Origin of the sequence: Vogesella facilis, from assembly GCF_042648525.1 — a bacterium.
GTDB lineage: Bacteria > Pseudomonadota > Gammaproteobacteria > Burkholderiales > Chromobacteriaceae > Vogesella > Vogesella facilis.
This window is the reverse complement of record NZ_JBHRXN010000032.1, coordinates 178432-192536: the sequence shown is the minus strand read 5'-3', so window position 1 is coordinate 192536 and position 14105 is coordinate 178432. Positions and strand designations below refer to the sequence as shown.

16 protein-coding genes are annotated in these 14105 nt (G+C 63.9%); 5 read left to right on the top strand and 11 right to left on the bottom strand.

Features of this window, described 5'->3' with window-relative positions; translation table 11 throughout:
• Positions 1-78: 78 nt before the first annotated feature.
• Positions 79-636: a transcription elongation factor GreB gene (gene greB, locus ACFOLG_RS14515; RefSeq protein WP_386093070.1), complete on the top strand. Its 558-nt coding sequence runs from the start codon at positions 79-81 to the stop codon at positions 634-636.
• A gap of 57 nt (positions 637-693) precedes the next feature.
• Here the strand turns inward: greB and ACFOLG_RS14510 are convergent, their stop codons facing one another.
• Positions 694-1137: a MarR family winged helix-turn-helix transcriptional regulator gene (locus tag ACFOLG_RS14510; protein WP_386093068.1), complete on the bottom strand. Its 444-nt coding sequence runs from the start codon at positions 1135-1137 to the stop codon at positions 694-696.
• A 78-nt stretch (positions 1138-1215) separates the two neighbouring features.
• On the opposite strand from ACFOLG_RS14510, the gene ACFOLG_RS14505 reads away from it, so the two are divergent.
• A complete protein-coding gene (locus ACFOLG_RS14505) occupies positions 1216-2367 on the top strand; it encodes an aminotransferase-like domain-containing protein (protein ID WP_386093066.1) in 1152 nt (383 codons plus the stop codon).
• Positions 2368-2458: 91 nt separating this feature from the next.
• Here the strand turns inward: ACFOLG_RS14505 and ACFOLG_RS14500 are convergent, their stop codons facing one another.
• Genes ACFOLG_RS14500 through minC form a run of 4 tightly spaced genes read right to left on the bottom strand, consistent with a single transcriptional unit; the run spans position 2459 to position 5216 of the window.
• Positions 2459-3397 carry a LysR substrate-binding domain-containing protein gene (locus ACFOLG_RS14500; protein ID WP_386093064.1) on the bottom strand — a complete coding sequence of 313 codons (939 nt, stop codon included), beginning with the start codon at positions 3395-3397 and terminating at the stop codon, positions 2459-2461.
• A gap of 4 nt (positions 3398-3401) precedes the next feature.
• Positions 3402-3659: a cell division topological specificity factor MinE gene (gene minE / locus ACFOLG_RS14495; RefSeq protein WP_349589592.1), complete on the bottom strand. Its 258-nt coding sequence runs from the start codon at positions 3657-3659 to the stop codon at positions 3402-3404.
• 3 nt (positions 3660-3662) lie between these two features.
• A complete protein-coding gene (gene minD, locus ACFOLG_RS14490) occupies positions 3663-4475 on the bottom strand; it encodes a septum site-determining protein MinD (RefSeq protein WP_386093063.1) in 813 nt (270 codons plus the stop codon).
• Between the two features lie 27 nt (positions 4476-4502).
• A complete protein-coding gene (minC, locus tag ACFOLG_RS14485; protein WP_386093061.1) occupies positions 4503-5216 on the bottom strand; it encodes a septum site-determining protein MinC in 714 nt (237 codons plus the stop codon).
• Between the two features lie 370 nt (positions 5217-5586).
• Between minC and phaP the strand changes: the two genes are divergently transcribed.
• Positions 5587-6156, top strand: a complete 570-nt coding sequence (gene phaP, locus ACFOLG_RS14480) for a phasin family protein (protein WP_386093059.1) — start codon at positions 5587-5589, stop codon at positions 6154-6156.
• 27 nt (positions 6157-6183) lie between these two features.
• On the opposite strand, the gene ACFOLG_RS14475 is transcribed toward phaP, so the two are convergent.
• Positions 6184-6885: a 6-phosphogluconate dehydrogenase gene (locus ACFOLG_RS14475; protein ID WP_386093057.1), complete on the bottom strand. Its 702-nt coding sequence runs from the start codon at positions 6883-6885 to the stop codon at positions 6184-6186.
• A 9-nt stretch (positions 6886-6894) separates the two neighbouring features.
• Positions 6895-7785, bottom strand: a complete 891-nt coding sequence (locus tag ACFOLG_RS14470; RefSeq protein ID WP_386093055.1) for a LysR family transcriptional regulator — start codon at positions 7783-7785, stop codon at positions 6895-6897.
• 219 nt (positions 7786-8004) lie between these two features.
• Between ACFOLG_RS14470 and ACFOLG_RS14465 the strand changes: the two genes are divergently transcribed.
• Complete coding sequence (locus tag ACFOLG_RS14465) at positions 8005-8553, top strand: flavodoxin family protein (protein ID WP_386093053.1); 549 nt, start codon at positions 8005-8007, stop codon at positions 8551-8553.
• A gap of 60 nt (positions 8554-8613) precedes the next feature.
• Here ACFOLG_RS14465 and ppa read toward each other — a convergent pair whose 3' ends face one another.
• On the bottom strand, positions 8614-9144 hold the full coding sequence (gene ppa / locus ACFOLG_RS14460) for an inorganic diphosphatase (protein WP_386093051.1): 531 nt from the start codon (positions 9142-9144) through the stop codon (positions 8614-8616).
• Positions 9145-9251: 107 nt separating this feature from the next.
• Between ppa and coq7 the strand changes: the two genes are divergently transcribed.
• Positions 9252-9872, top strand: a complete 621-nt coding sequence (gene coq7 / locus ACFOLG_RS14455) for a 2-polyprenyl-3-methyl-6-methoxy-1,4-benzoquinone monooxygenase (protein ID WP_386093263.1) — start codon at positions 9252-9254, stop codon at positions 9870-9872.
• Positions 9873-9955: 83 nt separating this feature from the next.
• On the opposite strand, the gene ACFOLG_RS14450 is transcribed toward coq7, so the two are convergent.
• From ACFOLG_RS14450 to cysD, 3 genes are all read right to left on the bottom strand, one after another.
• Positions 9956-11365 (bottom strand): sodium:proton antiporter, encoded by a 1410-nt coding sequence (locus ACFOLG_RS14450; protein ID WP_386093049.1) that lies wholly within the window; start codon positions 11363-11365, stop codon positions 9956-9958.
• Positions 11366-11569: 204 nt separating this feature from the next.
• Positions 11570-13000: a sulfate adenylyltransferase subunit CysN gene (gene cysN, locus ACFOLG_RS14445; RefSeq protein WP_386093047.1), complete on the bottom strand. Its 1431-nt coding sequence runs from the start codon at positions 12998-13000 to the stop codon at positions 11570-11572.
• A gap of 81 nt (positions 13001-13081) precedes the next feature.
• On the bottom strand, positions 13082-14008 hold the full coding sequence (gene cysD / locus ACFOLG_RS14440; protein ID WP_088966624.1) for a sulfate adenylyltransferase subunit CysD: 927 nt from the start codon (positions 14006-14008) through the stop codon (positions 13082-13084).
• Positions 14009-14105 lie beyond the last annotated feature (97 nt).

Genomic DNA, 14105 nt, shown 5'->3' with positions numbered 1-14105 from the left:
TACACGCCCCCAGCTCGATAGGCTGGGGGCGTTTGGTTTGTTGGCCGTGCCGGTGCGGATGGCCGGGAAGGGAGCAGCATGAGCAAGGCATTTACCCGCGAGAGCGACGACGAGCAGGACGACGATCTGCCAGCCGAGCAGCGCCTGCCGGCTTCAAGCAAGAATTACATCACCCCGGGCGGCTGGCATCGCCTGCGCCAGGAGCTGAACCAGCTGGTGAAGGAAGAGCGCCCGCATATGACGCAGGTGGTGAACTGGGCGGCCAGCAATGGCGACCGTTCGGAAAACGGCGACTACCTGTACGGCAAGCGCCGGCTGCGCGAGATCGACCGCCGCATCCGCTTCCTTACCAAGCGGCTGGAAGCGGCCGAGGTGGTGGACCCGGAGCTGCGCGAGGCCACCGACCAGGTGTTTTTTGCCGCCACGGTGCTGATCCTGCGCGGCGACGGCAGCGAGCAGCTGCTGTCGATTGTCGGCGTGGACGAGATTGACCTCGCCAAGGGTCACATCAGCTGGATCTCGCCGATCGCGCGCACGCTGATCAAGGCGCGCGAAGGCGACGTGGTGTATTTCCGCGGCCCGCAGGGGGAGGAGGAGATCGAGATTCTGGAGGTGCGCTACGCGCGCCTCGAATAGCCTGGCGTACTGATGTACCGGGGTTTGCGGCCAACCTTGCTGTTGGCCGCAGGCCTGTCAGGGGCCGACGGCGTGCACGGCCATCGCCTGGTTCACCGCCAGCCAGCCGCGGGTGGCGTCCTCGCCGGCTTCGGCAAACGCCTGCATCAGCAGCTTGGCCTGTTCGCGGTGCAGCGCTTCTTCCAGCTTGCGGCCTTCTTCGGTCAGCCGCAGCTCCTTCACCCGCTTGTCGTGGGCGGCGGTGCCGGCGGCGATCAGGTCCATTTCCATCAGCTGGCGCAGCGGGATGTTGATCGCCTGCTTGGTGACATCCAGGCAGCCGAGCAGGTCTTTCACCGACAGCCCCGGATACAGCGCCACGAAGAACAGAATGCGGTGATGCACCCGCGCCAGACCCCGCTTGGCGAGCATTTCATCCGGCTTGTCGGTGAAGGCGAGATAGGCGTGAAAGAAGGCTTTCATCGCGTCACGCAGCAAGGTGTTGGGCAGTGGTGATTGCATGTTGACGTGTGCGTCAATAGACGTTAGATTGGTCAAACAATTTGACTTAAAACATACCTGTCAGCTAAGGAGAGTACCATGTTTTCCGAACGCGTCGAACGTCTGTCCGGCTCACTGATCCGCGAGATTCTCGCCGCCGCGCAGCGTCCGGAAGTGATTTCCTTTGCCGGTGGCCTGCCGGCCGCCAATTGCCTGCCCAAGCTGGATTTTGCCGGGGTGCCGGCCAATCTGGCGCAATACGGTACCAGTGAGGGCGAGCCGGAATTCCGCGCCGCGGTGGTAGAGGAACTGGCGCGTATCGGTCTGAACGTGGATGCTTCGCAGGTGCTGGTGCTGTCCGGCTCGCAGCAGGCGCTGGATCTGGCCGCCAAGCTGTTCATCGACCCGGCTACGCCGGTGATCGCCGAAGGCCCGACCTACCTGGCGGCGCTGCAGGTGTTCAAGCTGTTCGGCGCCGACATCACCACCGTGCAGCAGCAGGACAACGGCCAGCTGTCCGCCACCGCGCTGCAACAGGCGATCGACAGCAGCAAGGCCAAGCTGGCCTACCTGATCCCGACCTTCCAGAACCCGTCCGGTGCCTGTTACAGCGAGCAGACCCGCCGGGAGCTGGCGGCGGTGATCGAGGCGGCCAAGCTGCCGGTGATCGAGGATGATCCGTACCGCGCGCTGTCCTACGACGGCGAGGCGCCGAAGCCGCTGGTAACGCATCTGAAGGATGCGCCGTGGATCTATTGCGGCTCGTTCTCCAAGACGCTGGCGCCGGGGCTGCGCATTGGCTACCTGGTGGCGTCCAAGGACCTGATGCCGTACCTGATCAAGCTGAAACAGGCGGCCGACCTGCACACCAACCGTCTGGGGCAGTGGTTCAATACCCAGTGGCTGCAAAGCGGCGACTACCAGGGCCATCTCAAGCAGCTGCAGCAAAGCTACAAGGTTGGCCGCGACGCGATGCAGGCGGCGCTGGAAAAACACTTCGGCGACATCGCCGACTGGCTGGTGCCGCAGGGCGGGCTGTTCTTCTGGCTGACGTTGAAGCAGCCGCGCGATACCCGTCCGCTGCTGAAGGTGGCGCTGGAGCAGCACAACGTGGCCTTCATGCCGGGCGAGGCGTTCTACGCCAACCCGGAACAGGGCATCGGCCACCTGCGCCTGAACTTCAGCCACGCCTCGCCGGAGCGCATCGAGCAGGGCATTGCCCGCCTGGCCGGCGTGATCCGCAACGCCTGATGCGCAAGGTTGGCCGCATGCGCTGCGGCCAACGTTTGCCGGATGAAAAAAGCCACCTTGCGGTGGCTTTTTTTGTTGCCGGACTGGCGGCTCAGGCCAGCGCGGCTTCGTCCTCCAGCATGGTCACGCCGGCCAGCCCGGAGCGGAACACCGCCTGCTGCAGGGTGTGGATCGCCTTCTTGCGGAAGAACTGGCGCCGCGTCACCAGCAGCACGCGGCGCTGTGGCACCGGTGCGGCGAACGGGATCAGCGACAGCAGGTTCTCGTCGCCGGGCGCCACCGAGGTCTGCGGCAGCACGGTAATGCCCATGCCGCTGGCCACCATGTGGCGGATGGTGTTCAGCGAGCTGCCCTGCACCATGGACGCCAGGCTGCCGGACTGGTGCTGGCGGCTGGCTACTTCGCTGCAGGCCTGCAGCACCTGGTCGCGGAAGCAGTTGCCCTGCGCCAAGAGCAGCACGCTTTCGTCGCGCAGCTCGTCCGGGCGCAGCGACTGGCGCTTCTCCCACGGATGGCCTTTCGGCGTGGCCACCACGAACTCCTCGTCGTACAGCGGATACGCCTCGGTGCCGGCCTCGTCGAACGGGTCGGCGACGATGATGGCGTCCACTTCGCCGCGCTTGAGCATCTCGGCCAGCCGCGCGGTGTAGTTCTCTTCCAGGATTAGCGGCATGTCCGGCGCCAGGATGCGTAGCGCCGGAATCAGCTTGGGCAGCAGGTAGGGGCTGATGGTGAAGATCACCCCCAGTTTCAGCGGCCCGGCCAGCTCGTTCTGGTGTTCGCCGGCCAGCCGCTTCACCATCTCGGCCTCTTCCAGCACGCGTTGCGATTGCTCGATGATGCGCTCGCCGATCTCGGTGACTGCCACTTCCTGGCCGCCGCGTTCAAACAGGGTGACGCCCAGTTCGTCTTCCAGCTTCTTGATCGCGATGGACAAGGTGGGCTGGCTGACAAAGCAGCTCTGTGCCGCCCGACCGAAGTGGCGCTCGCGCGCCACCGCCACGATGTAACGCAGTTCGGTAAGGGTCATGGTGTCAGCGCTGGTGCTCCGGCAGCACGATGTTCACTTCCAGCACTTCGAAATCGTCCTGGCGCTCCACCTGCACCTTGATGTCGTCCAGGTTGACGGCCACGTATTTGGAGATCACTTCCATCAGCTCGCGCTGCAGCGCCGGCAGGTAGTCCGGGGCGCTGCGGCCGTTGCGCTCGTGCGCCAGGATGATCTGCAGGCGCTCGCGGGCGATGGAGGCGGTTTTCTGGCGTTTGCCGAACAGCAAATCGATCAGCGACATGGCTTAGCCTCCGAACAGACGCTTGAGGAAGCCGACTTTCTCGGCTTCGAGGAAGCGCATCGGGCGGGTTTCGCCGAGGAAGCGCGCCACGACATCGCTGTAGGCATCGGCAGCATCGCTGCCTTTTTGATGGATTACCGGGGTGCCGGAGTTGGACGCCTGCAGGATGGCCTGCGATTCCGGAATCACGCCGATCAGGTTGACGCGCAGGATCTCCTTCACGTCGTCTACCGACAGCATTTCGCCCTTGTCGACGCGGCCCGGCGCGTAGCGGGTCAGCAGCAGGTGCTCCTTCACCGGCTCGCGGCCTTCGATGGCGCGACGCGACTTGGAGGACAGGATGCCGAGGATGCGGTCGGAGTCGCGCACCGAGGACACTTCCGGGTTGGTGACCACGATGGCTTCGTCGGCGAACAGCAGCGCCAGCAGCGCGCCTTTCTCGATACCGGCCGGCGAATCGCAGACGATGTATTCAAAGCCCATGTCGCCCAGCTCTTTCAGCACTTTTTCCACGCCTTCTTCGCTCAGCGAATCCTTGTCGCGGGTCTGCGAGGCCGGGATCACGAACAGGTTGTCGCAGTGCTTGTCCTTGATCAGCGTCTGGTTGAGGCTGGCCTCGCCATTGAGCACGTTGATCAGGTCGTACACCACGCGGCGTTCGCAACCCATGATCAGGTCCAGGTTGCGCAGGCCGACGTCGAAGTCGATGACCACGGTTTTATGGCCGCGCAGGGCGAGACCGGAAGAAAAGCTGGCACTGGTGGTGGTCTTGCCTACGCCGCCCTTGCCGGAGGTCACTACGATGATTTTTGCCACGATGGGGTTCCTTCAACTTGCGAGTTCTTATGCACCGAGCGCGCTCATTACCAGGCGCTCGTTTTCAAGGTAAATCTGTGCCGGCTTGCCCTGGATGCTGTCGGGCAGCGCCTGTTCGATGGTGCGGTACACGCCGGCGATGGACACCAGTTCGGCTTCCATGCTCTGCACGAAGATGCGCGCCTGGGTGTTACCGCGGGCACCGGCCAGCGCACGGCCGCGCAGCGGCGCATACACGTGGATGCTGCCATCGGCGATCAGTTCCGCGCCGACATTGACCATCGCCAGCACCACCAGATCGCCGCCCTTGGCGTAGATCTGCTGACCAGCGCGTACCGGGCGGTCGATCACCAGCGTGCTGGCCGGCAGTGCCGGCGCGGCCTCCACGGCCGGTGCTTCCACCGGCAGTTCGCTCTGGCGCGGGCTGCTGCCGCTGCTGACAAAGGCCAGGCCGTGCTGGCGTGCCAGCGCGGCGACGGCGTGATCGCGGTGGCGCAGCGCGATGATGGCGATGCCCTTGGCCTGGAACAGCTGGCGGATGCGGGCCAGGTCCAGTGCCTGCGGCTGCTCGATGGCCTCCAGATCCAGCAGGAAGGCCTCGCTCTGGCTGGCATCGGTCTTGTTGCCGAAGCGGGCTTCCAGTGCCGCGGCCAGTGCGGCGCAGTCACCGCTGCGCAGCAGGATGGCCAGCAGGTCGAGACTGGCGGATTTGATGTCGAAAAGGTTGGCCGCTTGGCTCATTGTCTGGTTTCGCTAACAGATAGATTTAATTTATGACGGCGAGTGTATAGCGTTGGACTAAGCGTTTCAACGCGCAGCGCCGGCTTTTGCGCCGGCCGGGCGGTCAGGTAGGGGGTGTGGCGAGTTTGCCGGCGCGGGTGGCATTGCAGGGCAGCATGCCAGGCCTTGTCATGCTGTTGTCACCTTGCGGCGGCAGAGTGGCGAAAGCTGTTGCAAAAATAGTCACTTAGCCGCTATGCCGCGTAAATTTACTTGACATTGTTGCGGTGCAATATATGATTCGGGTTGTTGCAGCGCAACATCTGGTCAGTAATCAAGAACACTAACGGTTTTGCTGCTGAGTAGTTATTCACTGAAAAGGATTATCTCCATGTTTACCAACGTACAAGAATTCTCCGCTTTCGGTCAGGCCCAGTTCGACAAAGCCGTTCGCCTGTCCTCCATCGTGCTGGCCAGCGCCGAGCGCCTAACCAACCTGCAGCTGGAAATCGCCCGCAAGGTCGTGGCCGAGAACGCCGAGACCGTGAAGCAGCTGACCGGCATCAAGGATCCGAAGTCCTTCGCCGAATTCCAGGCTGGCCTGGTACAACCGAACCTGGACAAGAGCCTGGCGACCGCCCGCGAAGTGTACGACGCTACTGTGGCGGCGCAGAGCGAACTGACTTCCTTCGTGGAAGAGCAGGTTGCCGAAACCAACAAGCAGGTGCTGGAAGCGCTGGACCGTCTGGCCAAGCATGCACCGGCCGGTTCCGAATCTGCGGTGCAGGTGCTGAAGAACCTGGTGTCCTCCGGTAGCGCCGCCTTCGAAAGCGCTTCCAAGACCGCCAAGAAAGTCGGCTCCGATTTCGCCGAAGCCAGCGTGGAAGCTGCCGAGACTTCCGCCAAGGCTGCTGGTGCCGCGGTAAGCCGCGCCCGCAAGACCACTACTCCGGCTGCCTGATTCGCCGCGCAGTGTTAAAAAAGCCCGCTACGGCGGGCTTTTTGCATTTTCTGGCGCCGCGGCGGCGGCCAGGTCCAGTGCCGTCTCCAGCAGCTGGCGGGCATTCTCGCCCAGGCCATGTGCCAGCAGCAGCAGGTGCGCCAGGCTGCGGGCGAAGTGTTGCTGCTGCTGTGGCGGCTGGCGAAAGTCGTCGAGCACTTGCCATGGCTCGCCGTTGGCGGCGGCGCTGTCGCCCTGTTGTTGCAGGTAGTCGCGGCTGAGGGCGGCCAACTGTTGCAGCAGCTCCTGCTGTTGCAGCAGCAGGCCGGGCCAGTCGATCGGCAGCGGCTGGCCGCTGGCCGCCTGCTGCAGCAGTAGCGGCCCGCTCAGATAGAACAGCGCATCGAACACGCGGCGGCAGAAACTGGCCGCGCCCAGTGGCCCGCAGTACAGCCAGCCGCCGGCTTGCGGAGCCAGTGCATCCAGCAGCGGCCGGGCCTGCTGCAGCGCCTGGCGCTGGCCGGCCACCAGCAGTGCGAAGCCGCTGCCGGCTTGCGGCGGCAGCCAGGGACTGTTGAGTTCCAGGGCAAGGTTGGCCGCAGGCGTGCTGCTCAGCGGCAGGAGACCGCAGTGGATCAGCAGCTGCTGCCATTGCAGGCAGTTGTCGCCGGCCGCTACGGCGGGGTGGATGAGGCCGCCGGTGGCCAGTCGCTGTTGCAGGGCCAGGCGGTACGCTGAGTCAGCGGACATGGTGTCGGGTCAGTTCAGGTGCCAGTCAAAAGTCTGTAGCCGCTTGATGAACCAGCTGAGCGCCTGCCCGGGCTGGCTTTCCTTCCAGGCGTAGTGCAGCGAGACCAGCGAGCGCTTTTCTTCCAGTTCTTTCACGATCAGCCGGCCACTGGCCAGATCGTCGTGTATGCGGCAGGTAGGCAGAAACCCTACGCCAAGTCCGGTTCTTTGCACAGCGATTTTATCTTCCACGCTGGCGACGGTAAGCCGCGGCTGGCCTTCCTGGATCGAGATGCTGCGCGGCGGCAGGTTGCGCGAGGTGTCGGCGGCCACGGCGACACGGTAGCGGCGGATTACGTGCTGCGGGATCGGGTCTTCCATGCTGGCCAGCGGGTGGTGCGGCGCGACGCAGAACACGAACTGCACCTTGCCCATCGGCTTGCTGTGGAACACGCCGCCCTGGCTGTTCTCGGTGGCGCCGATCACCAGGTCGGCGCGGTTGTCCACCAGCGCGTCCCAGGTGCCGCCAAACACTTCGCGGCTCAGGCGCAGCTCGGTATCGGCCTGCAGCGCGTCGAACTCCTCCACCAGGCGCAGTACATCATCGAAGCGCAGCAAGTCCGACATGGCGATGCGCAGCTGGCCTTCCCAGCCGGTGGCATGGGTCTTGACCCGGCTTTCCACCATGGCGGCCGAATCCAGCAGCGCGCGGCCTTCCTTTAGCAGCAGTTCCCCGGCGGAGGTGAGGCGCGCCTTGTGGCCGCTGCGGTCGAACAGCTGCACGTTCAGGTCTTGCTCCAGTTTCTGCACGCTGTAGGTGATGGCGGAGGGCACGCGGTACAGCTCCTCGGCGGCGGCGGCAAAACTGCCACGGCGGTCGATGGCGTCCAGCACCATGAGCGAGTCTAGAGTCAGTTTCATCGTCAGATTTTCTGAAAATAAAAATCAAAATGTTCTGCTGTTTTTGGCCGTGCTGGCTTTTTATACTGCGGCCAACCTTTGCAAATCAAGCAAGAGCAGTTGGCGCTGTGGTGCCAGCGACGAGGTTTCAATCCAGTTTTTTTGAATCAGCAGCGCGGTGAGTTGCATAGTAGACCATCAAGCTATGCCTGCGTTCTATGTTTATATAAGGAAATGTCGATGAGTACCAAGCTTGCCGTGGTGTATCACAGTGGCTACGGCCACACCGCCAAACTGGCCGAAGAAGTGGCCGCCGGTGCCCGCGAACACGCCGAAGTGGCGCTGTTTGCCGCCGACGACGCCAGCCAGCGCCTGGACGAACTGGCCGCTTTCGATGCCATCATCTTCGGCGCGCCCACCTATATGGGCAGCGTGTCGGCCGGCTTCAAGGCCTTCATGGATGCCAGCTCCAAGGTCTGGTACACCCAGGGCTGGAAGGACAAGATCGCCGCCGGCTTCACCGTATCCAACAGCCCCAGCGGTGACAAGCTGAACACCCTGCAGCAGCTGTCGGTGTTTGCCGCGCAGCACAGCATGATCTGGGTCGGCACCGGCCTGCTGCCGGGCGGCGTTACCGGCACGCAGATCAACCGCTACGGCAGCTCGCTGGGCCTGATGGCGCGTACCGACAATGCGCCGGCCGAGGTGACGCCGGATGCCTCCGATCTGGAATCCGCCCGCCTGTTCGGCGCCCGCATCGCGCAGACCGCCGGCCGTTTCGCCAAGTAAGCCTGGCCGCAGGCAATAAAAAAGCCGGGGATTCCCCGGCTTTTTTTGCGGCCAACGTTATCAGGCCTGCTTGGCGCGCTCCACGCCTTCCACCAGTTCGCGGGTGGCATCTTCCAGCGTGCCCCAGCCCTGGATCTTCACCCATTTGCCTTTTTCCAGATCCTTGTAGTGCTCGAAGAAGTGCACCATCTGGTCGCGCAGCAGCTGCGGCAGGTGTTCCAGCTGCTGGATGTCCTTGTACATCGGGCACAGCTTTTCTACCGGCACCGCTACCAGCTTGGCATCCACGCCGCCGTCGTCTTCCATCTTGATCATGCCCAGTGCGCGCACGCGGATCACCACGCCCGGTGGCAGCGGGAACGGGGTCACCACCAGCACGTCTACCGGATCGCCGTCGCCGGCCAGGGTCTGCGGCACGAAACCGTAGTTGGCCGGGTACATCATGGAGGTGCCCATGAAGCGGTCAACCATCAGCGCGCCGCTTTCCTTGTCGAATTCGTACTTGATCGGAGCCGCGTTGGCGGAGATTTCGATCACGACGTTGAAGTCGTTCGGCATGTCTTTGCCCGGGCCGATGAGGTCGATGTTCATGCTTGCTGTCCTTTTGCGCTGAGTTTGGAACAAATAACCGCGGGATTATACCAGCAGCCGGGGCAGGGTATAATTGCCACTATTGATGACCTCCATCACCTTGCATGATGCTAGATAACCTGATTACCGAATTCGACCGTGGCCTGCGCACGCTGTTTGCGCCGGCGCACAGTGCCCGTCCGCACCCGGACCACGCCGTGGCGGAAGCCGAGTTGAGCCAAGCGGAAAAGCAGCACGCGCTGGGGCTGATGCGCGTCAATCACTGCGGCGAAGTGTGCGCGCAGGCGCTGTACCAGGGCCAGGCGCTGACCGCGCGCGACCCGGCGGCGCGTGAGGCGCTGCGCCATGCCGCCTTCGAGGAGGTGGAGCACCTGGCATGGACCGAGCAGCGTATCCGCGAACTGGGCGGCCGCCCCAGCCTGTTCAACCCGCTGTGGTACACCGGCTCGCTGGCCATCGGCGTGGCCGCCGGCGTGCTGGGTGACAAGTGGAACCTGGGCTTTCTGGAAGAAACCGAACACCAGGTCGGCGCGCACCTGGACAGCCATCTCAGCGAGCTGCCGGCGCAGGATGCGCGCAGCCGCGCCATCGTGACGCAGATGCGCGACGACGAACTGAAGCATGCCGAGATGGCCAATGAGCTGGGCGCGGCGCGCTTGCCGGCGCCGCTGCGCGGCATGATGAAACTCAGCGCCAAGCTGATGACCAGCGCCAGCTACTGCGCCTGAGCATCGCGCCCGCGCCATAAAAAAGCCGCCAGCAAGGCGGCTTTTATTTTGCTGCGGCCAACCTTGGGATTGGCCGCAAGACATCAGAAGAAGATGACGGTCTGCAGCACGAAGGTGGGGATCAGGCAGCACAGCGCCCAGCCGATGTAGCCGAAGAAGCTGGGCATCGCCACGCCGCGTTCTTCGGCGATGGCTTTCACCATGAAGTTGGGGGCGTTGCCGATATAGCTGTTGGCGCCCATGAACACCGCGCCGGCCGAGATCGCCAGCAGGGTGCTGGCACCATCGCTCATCAGCTGCTGCGCATCGCCGCCGGCCAGGTTGAAGAACACCAGATAGGTCGGGGCATTGTCGAGGAAGCTGGACAGCGCGCCGGTGAGCCAGAAGTAGGCGGCGTTCACCGGGCTGCCGTCCGGCTGGCTCACCATGCTCACCAAGCCGGAGAAGGCGCCGTGCTGGCCGGCCTTCAGCATCGCCAGCACCGGGATCATGGTGACGAAGATGGCGGCGAACAGCTTGCCCACCTCCAGCATCGGCCCCCAGTTGAAGGCATTGGCCTGGCGGCAGTTGCCGGGGGTGAGCTTGAGCGACAGCCCGGCGATGGCCAGCAGCAGCACGTCGCGCACCACGTTTTGCAGCTCGATCTCCAGTCCACCCAGCTGCCAGGCCACGCCTGGCCGCCACACGCCGGACAGCAGCACCGCGCCGACAATCGCCAGCAGCAGCAGCAGATTGACCTTGCCCAGCAGGCTGACACGCGAATCCGGCGTCGGGTCCGGCAGCGCCGGCAGGTTTTCTTCCTGGCGGTAGAAATAGCTGTCCAGCAGATAGAAGGCCAGCAGCAGGATGGCGCTGGCGGTCAGCATCGGCGCCAGCAGGTGCTGCATGGTCCAGCCGAAGCCCACCCCCTTGAGGAAGCCCAGGAACAGCGGCGGGTCGCCCAGCGGCGTCAGCGAGCCGCCGATATTGGCCACCAGGAAAATGAAGAACACGAACACGTGGGTCTTGTGGCGGCGGTTGTCGTTGGCGCGCAGCAGCGGGCGGATCAGCAGCATCGAGGCGCCGGTGGTGCCGGTAAAGCTGGCCAGCAGGGTGCCGATGCCGAGAAAGCCGGTGTTCAGTAGCGGCGAGCCGTGCAGGTTGCCGCGCACATAGATGCCGCCGGCCACGCTGAACAGCGCCACCAGCAGGATGATGAACGGCAGGTATTCCAGCAGCAGGGTGTGGGCGATCTCGTGCAGCGTCAGCCCCAGGCCGTGGCCGGCGGCAAATGGCAGCGCAAACGCCAGCGCCCAGCCGGCGGCGATCTTGCCGAAGTGGTGGTGCCAGACGTTGGCCGCAAACAGCGGCAGCAGCGCGATGGACAGCAGCATGCCGGCAAACGGCACGGCCCAGAGCGCGGACAGCTCGGCGCCGTTGACGCTGGCGTGGGCCAGCAGCGGCATGCCGGCCAGCAGGGCGCCGACGGCGGGTAGCAGGCGGGTGGTGGACATGGAAAATCCTGTGGTTGCGGGCCTGGCTCGCGTTCCGGTGCGCGGCGTCGCCCTTTGTGCTGTGTAGTGTTGTGTCCCGGAAGCCCGGCAGTTTAGCAGCATGCATCGGGACAGGAGGAGGCCCGGCTGCCGGCTGCCAGGCCGGCGGCAACAAAAAAGCGGAATCCGGCAGGATTCCGCTTTGTCTTGCCTTGCTGCCTGAGATCAGAGCAGCTTGCTGATGTCGCGTGCTTCCCAGTGCGGGAAGTACTTGCGCACCAGGGTGTTCAGCTCCTGCTCGAAGGCCTTGAAGTGCGCCAGCTCGTCGTGCTCGTTGCGACCGCTGCTGCTGGCGGCGCTGCGGATCATGCCGGCGCCGGAGGTGGCGTTGCTCAGGCGGTCGATCACGATCAGGCTGCCGGTGGCGCGGCTGTCGCGGTAAGGGTCGAACACTACCGGCGCGGTGAAGTTGATACGCACCAGGCCGATTTCGTTCAGCTGCAGTTTTTCTGCCTCGAAGGCGTCCAGGGTGTTCACATCCACGCGGTGCACGATGCGCTCCACGCGGCCGGTTACGCTCTTGCCGGCCAGCTTGAACAGGTATTCCTTGCCTACCGCCAGCGGCGTTTCATCCATCCACACCAGGTGCGCTTCCACGCCCTGGCTCACCTGCGGCTGCGGCTCGTCGGTGCGCACGATGGTGTCGCCGCGCGAGATGTCGATCTCGTCGGCCAGGGTCAGTGTGATGGCCTGGCCGGTATGCGCGGCCGCCAGCTCGCCCTCGTATACCACGATAGATTTGACGCTGCTTTCCTTGCCGGACGGCAGCACGCGCACGCGGTCGCCGGGGCGGATTTCGCCGGCGGCGACGGTGCCGCAGAAGCCGCGGAAGTCCAGGTTGGGGCGGTTCACGTACTGCACCGGCAGGCGGAACGCCGGCAGCTTCACGTCGTGCTCGACCTCCACGCTTTCTAGGATGTCCATCAGTGTCTGGCCGTCGTACCACGGTGCGCTGTCGGTGCGGTTCACCACGTTGTCGCCGCGCAGTGCGGAGATCGGCACGAAGCGGATGTCGGGGATGTCCAGGTTGGCCGCAAACGCGGTGTACTCGGCGCGGATGCGGTCGAATACCGCCTGATCGAAGTCCACCAGGTCCATCTTGTTGATGGCCACCACCACGTGCTTGATGCCCAGCAGGCTCACGATGTAGCTGTGGCGGCGGGTCTGGGTCTGCACGCCGTAGCGGGCGTCGATCAGGATCACCGCCAGGTTGCAGGTGGAGGCGCCAGTGGCCATATTGCGGGTGTACTGCTCGTGGCCCGGGCAGTCGGCGATGATGAACTTGCGGCGATCGGTGCTGAAGTAGCGGTAGGCCACGTCGATGGTGATGCCTTGCTCGCGCTCGGCCTGCAGGCCATCCACCAGCAGCGCCAGGTCGATCTCCTGGTCGGTGGTGTTGTACTTCTTGGAATCGCGCTGGATGGCGGCCAGCTGGTCTTCGAAGATCAGCTTGGAGTCATGCAGCAGGCGGCCGATCAGCGTGGATTTGCCGTCGTCGACGTTGCCGCAGGTGATGAAGCGCAGCAGGTCCTTGTTTTCGTGCTGTTTCAGGTAGGCCAGGATATCGCTGGCGATCAGGTCGGATTGGTGTGCCATGAGCTAGAGCCTTGCATCAGCAAGGTTGGCCGCATGCGGCCAACCTCTGGAATGTAGTGTGCCTTATAAGGAAACGGCGGCTTAGAAGTAGCCTTCCATCTTCTTCTTCTCCATCGAGCCGGAGGAGTCGTGGTCGATCACGCGGCCCTGGCGTTCGGAGGTCTTGGTCAGCAGCATTTCCTGGATGATCTCCGGCAGCGTGGTGGCGGAGGATTCCACCGCGCCGGTCAGCGGGTAACAGCCCAGGGTGCGGAAGCGCACGCGCTTGGTCTGGATCTTCGCTTTCTCTTCCTCGCTCAGGTACTGCAGGATGCGGTCGTCGTCGATCATGATCAGCGTGCCGTCACGCTCGATCACCGGGCGTTCGTCGGCAAAGTACAGCGGCACGATCTCGATGTTTTCCAGGAAGATGTACTGCCAGATGTCCAGCTCGGTCCAGTTGGACAGCGGGAACACGCGGATGCTTTCACCCTTGTTGATGCGGCAGTTGTAGATGTTCCACAGCTCCGGGCGCTGGTTTTTCGGGTCCCAGCGGTGGTTCTTGTCGCGGAAGGAGTACACGCGCTCCTTGGCGCGCGATTTCTCTTCGTCGCGGCGCGCGCCGCCAAAGGCAGCGTCGAACTTGTACTTGTTGAGCGCCTGCTTCAGGCCCTCGGTCTTCATCACGTCGGTGTGCTTGGCGCTGCCGGCGGTGAACGGGTTGATGCCGGCGTCCACGCCTTCCTGGTTCACGTGCACGATCAGGTCCCAGCCGTGTTCGCGCGCCTGCTTGTCGCGCAGCGCGATCATGTCCTGGAATTTCCAGGTGGTGTCCACGTGCATCAGCGGGAACGGCGGCTTGCCCGGGGCGAAGGCCTTCTGTGCCAGGTGCAGCATCACGGCGGAATCCTTGCCGATGGAGTACAGCATCACCGGATTCTCGAATTCGGCGGCGACTTCGCGAATGATGTGGATGGACTCGGCTTCCAGTTGCTTGAGGTGGGTCAGCCTCTCCTGACTGATTTTCATCGTGGCACTCGTTTCTTGAACAGTTGACTTCGACAGTAGGGCCGCAGCGGCCGCCGGATTGTCCGGCAGTGGCAATGTACCGGAGAGCGCGGTGCTA

Excerpts from the sequence above, each read along its gene's own strand:
- phaP (WP_386093059.1), top strand. The coding sequence starts at position 5,587 with ATGTTTACCAACGTACAAGAATTCTCCGCTTTCGGTCAGGCCCAGTTC.
- cysN (WP_386093047.1), bottom strand. The coding sequence starts at position 13,000 with ATGGCACACCAATCCGACCTGATCGCCAGCGATATCCTGGCCTACCTG.
- greB (WP_386093070.1), top strand. The coding sequence starts at position 79 with ATGAGCAAGGCATTTACCCGCGAGAGCGACGACGAGCAGGACGACGAT.
- minE (WP_349589592.1), bottom strand. The coding sequence starts at position 3,659 with ATGTCGCTGATCGATTTGCTGTTCGGCAAACGCCAGAAAACCGCCTCC.
- minC (WP_386093061.1), bottom strand. The coding sequence starts at position 5,216 with ATGAGCCAAGCGGCCAACCTTTTCGACATCAAATCCGCCAGTCTCGAC.
- ACFOLG_RS14510 (WP_386093068.1), bottom strand. The coding sequence starts at position 1,137 with ATGCAATCACCACTGCCCAACACCTTGCTGCGTGACGCGATGAAAGCC.
- ACFOLG_RS14475 (WP_386093057.1), bottom strand. The coding sequence starts at position 6,885 with ATGTCCGCTGACTCAGCGTACCGCCTGGCCCTGCAACAGCGACTGGCC.
- ppa (WP_386093051.1), bottom strand. The coding sequence starts at position 9,144 with ATGAACATCGACCTCATCGGCCCGGGCAAAGACATGCCGAACGACTTC.
- ACFOLG_RS14470 (WP_386093055.1), bottom strand. The coding sequence starts at position 7,785 with ATGAAACTGACTCTAGACTCGCTCATGGTGCTGGACGCCATCGACCGC.
- coq7 (WP_386093263.1), top strand. The coding sequence starts at position 9,252 with ATGCTAGATAACCTGATTACCGAATTCGACCGTGGCCTGCGCACGCTG.
- ACFOLG_RS14505 (WP_386093066.1), top strand. The coding sequence starts at position 1,216 with ATGTTTTCCGAACGCGTCGAACGTCTGTCCGGCTCACTGATCCGCGAG.
- ACFOLG_RS14500 (WP_386093064.1), bottom strand. The coding sequence starts at position 3,397 with ATGACCCTTACCGAACTGCGTTACATCGTGGCGGTGGCGCGCGAGCGC.
- ACFOLG_RS14465 (WP_386093053.1), top strand. The coding sequence starts at position 8,005 with ATGAGTACCAAGCTTGCCGTGGTGTATCACAGTGGCTACGGCCACACC.
- ACFOLG_RS14450 (WP_386093049.1), bottom strand. The coding sequence starts at position 11,365 with ATGTCCACCACCCGCCTGCTACCCGCCGTCGGCGCCCTGCTGGCCGGC.
- cysD (WP_088966624.1), bottom strand. The coding sequence starts at position 14,008 with ATGAAAATCAGTCAGGAGAGGCTGACCCACCTCAAGCAACTGGAAGCC.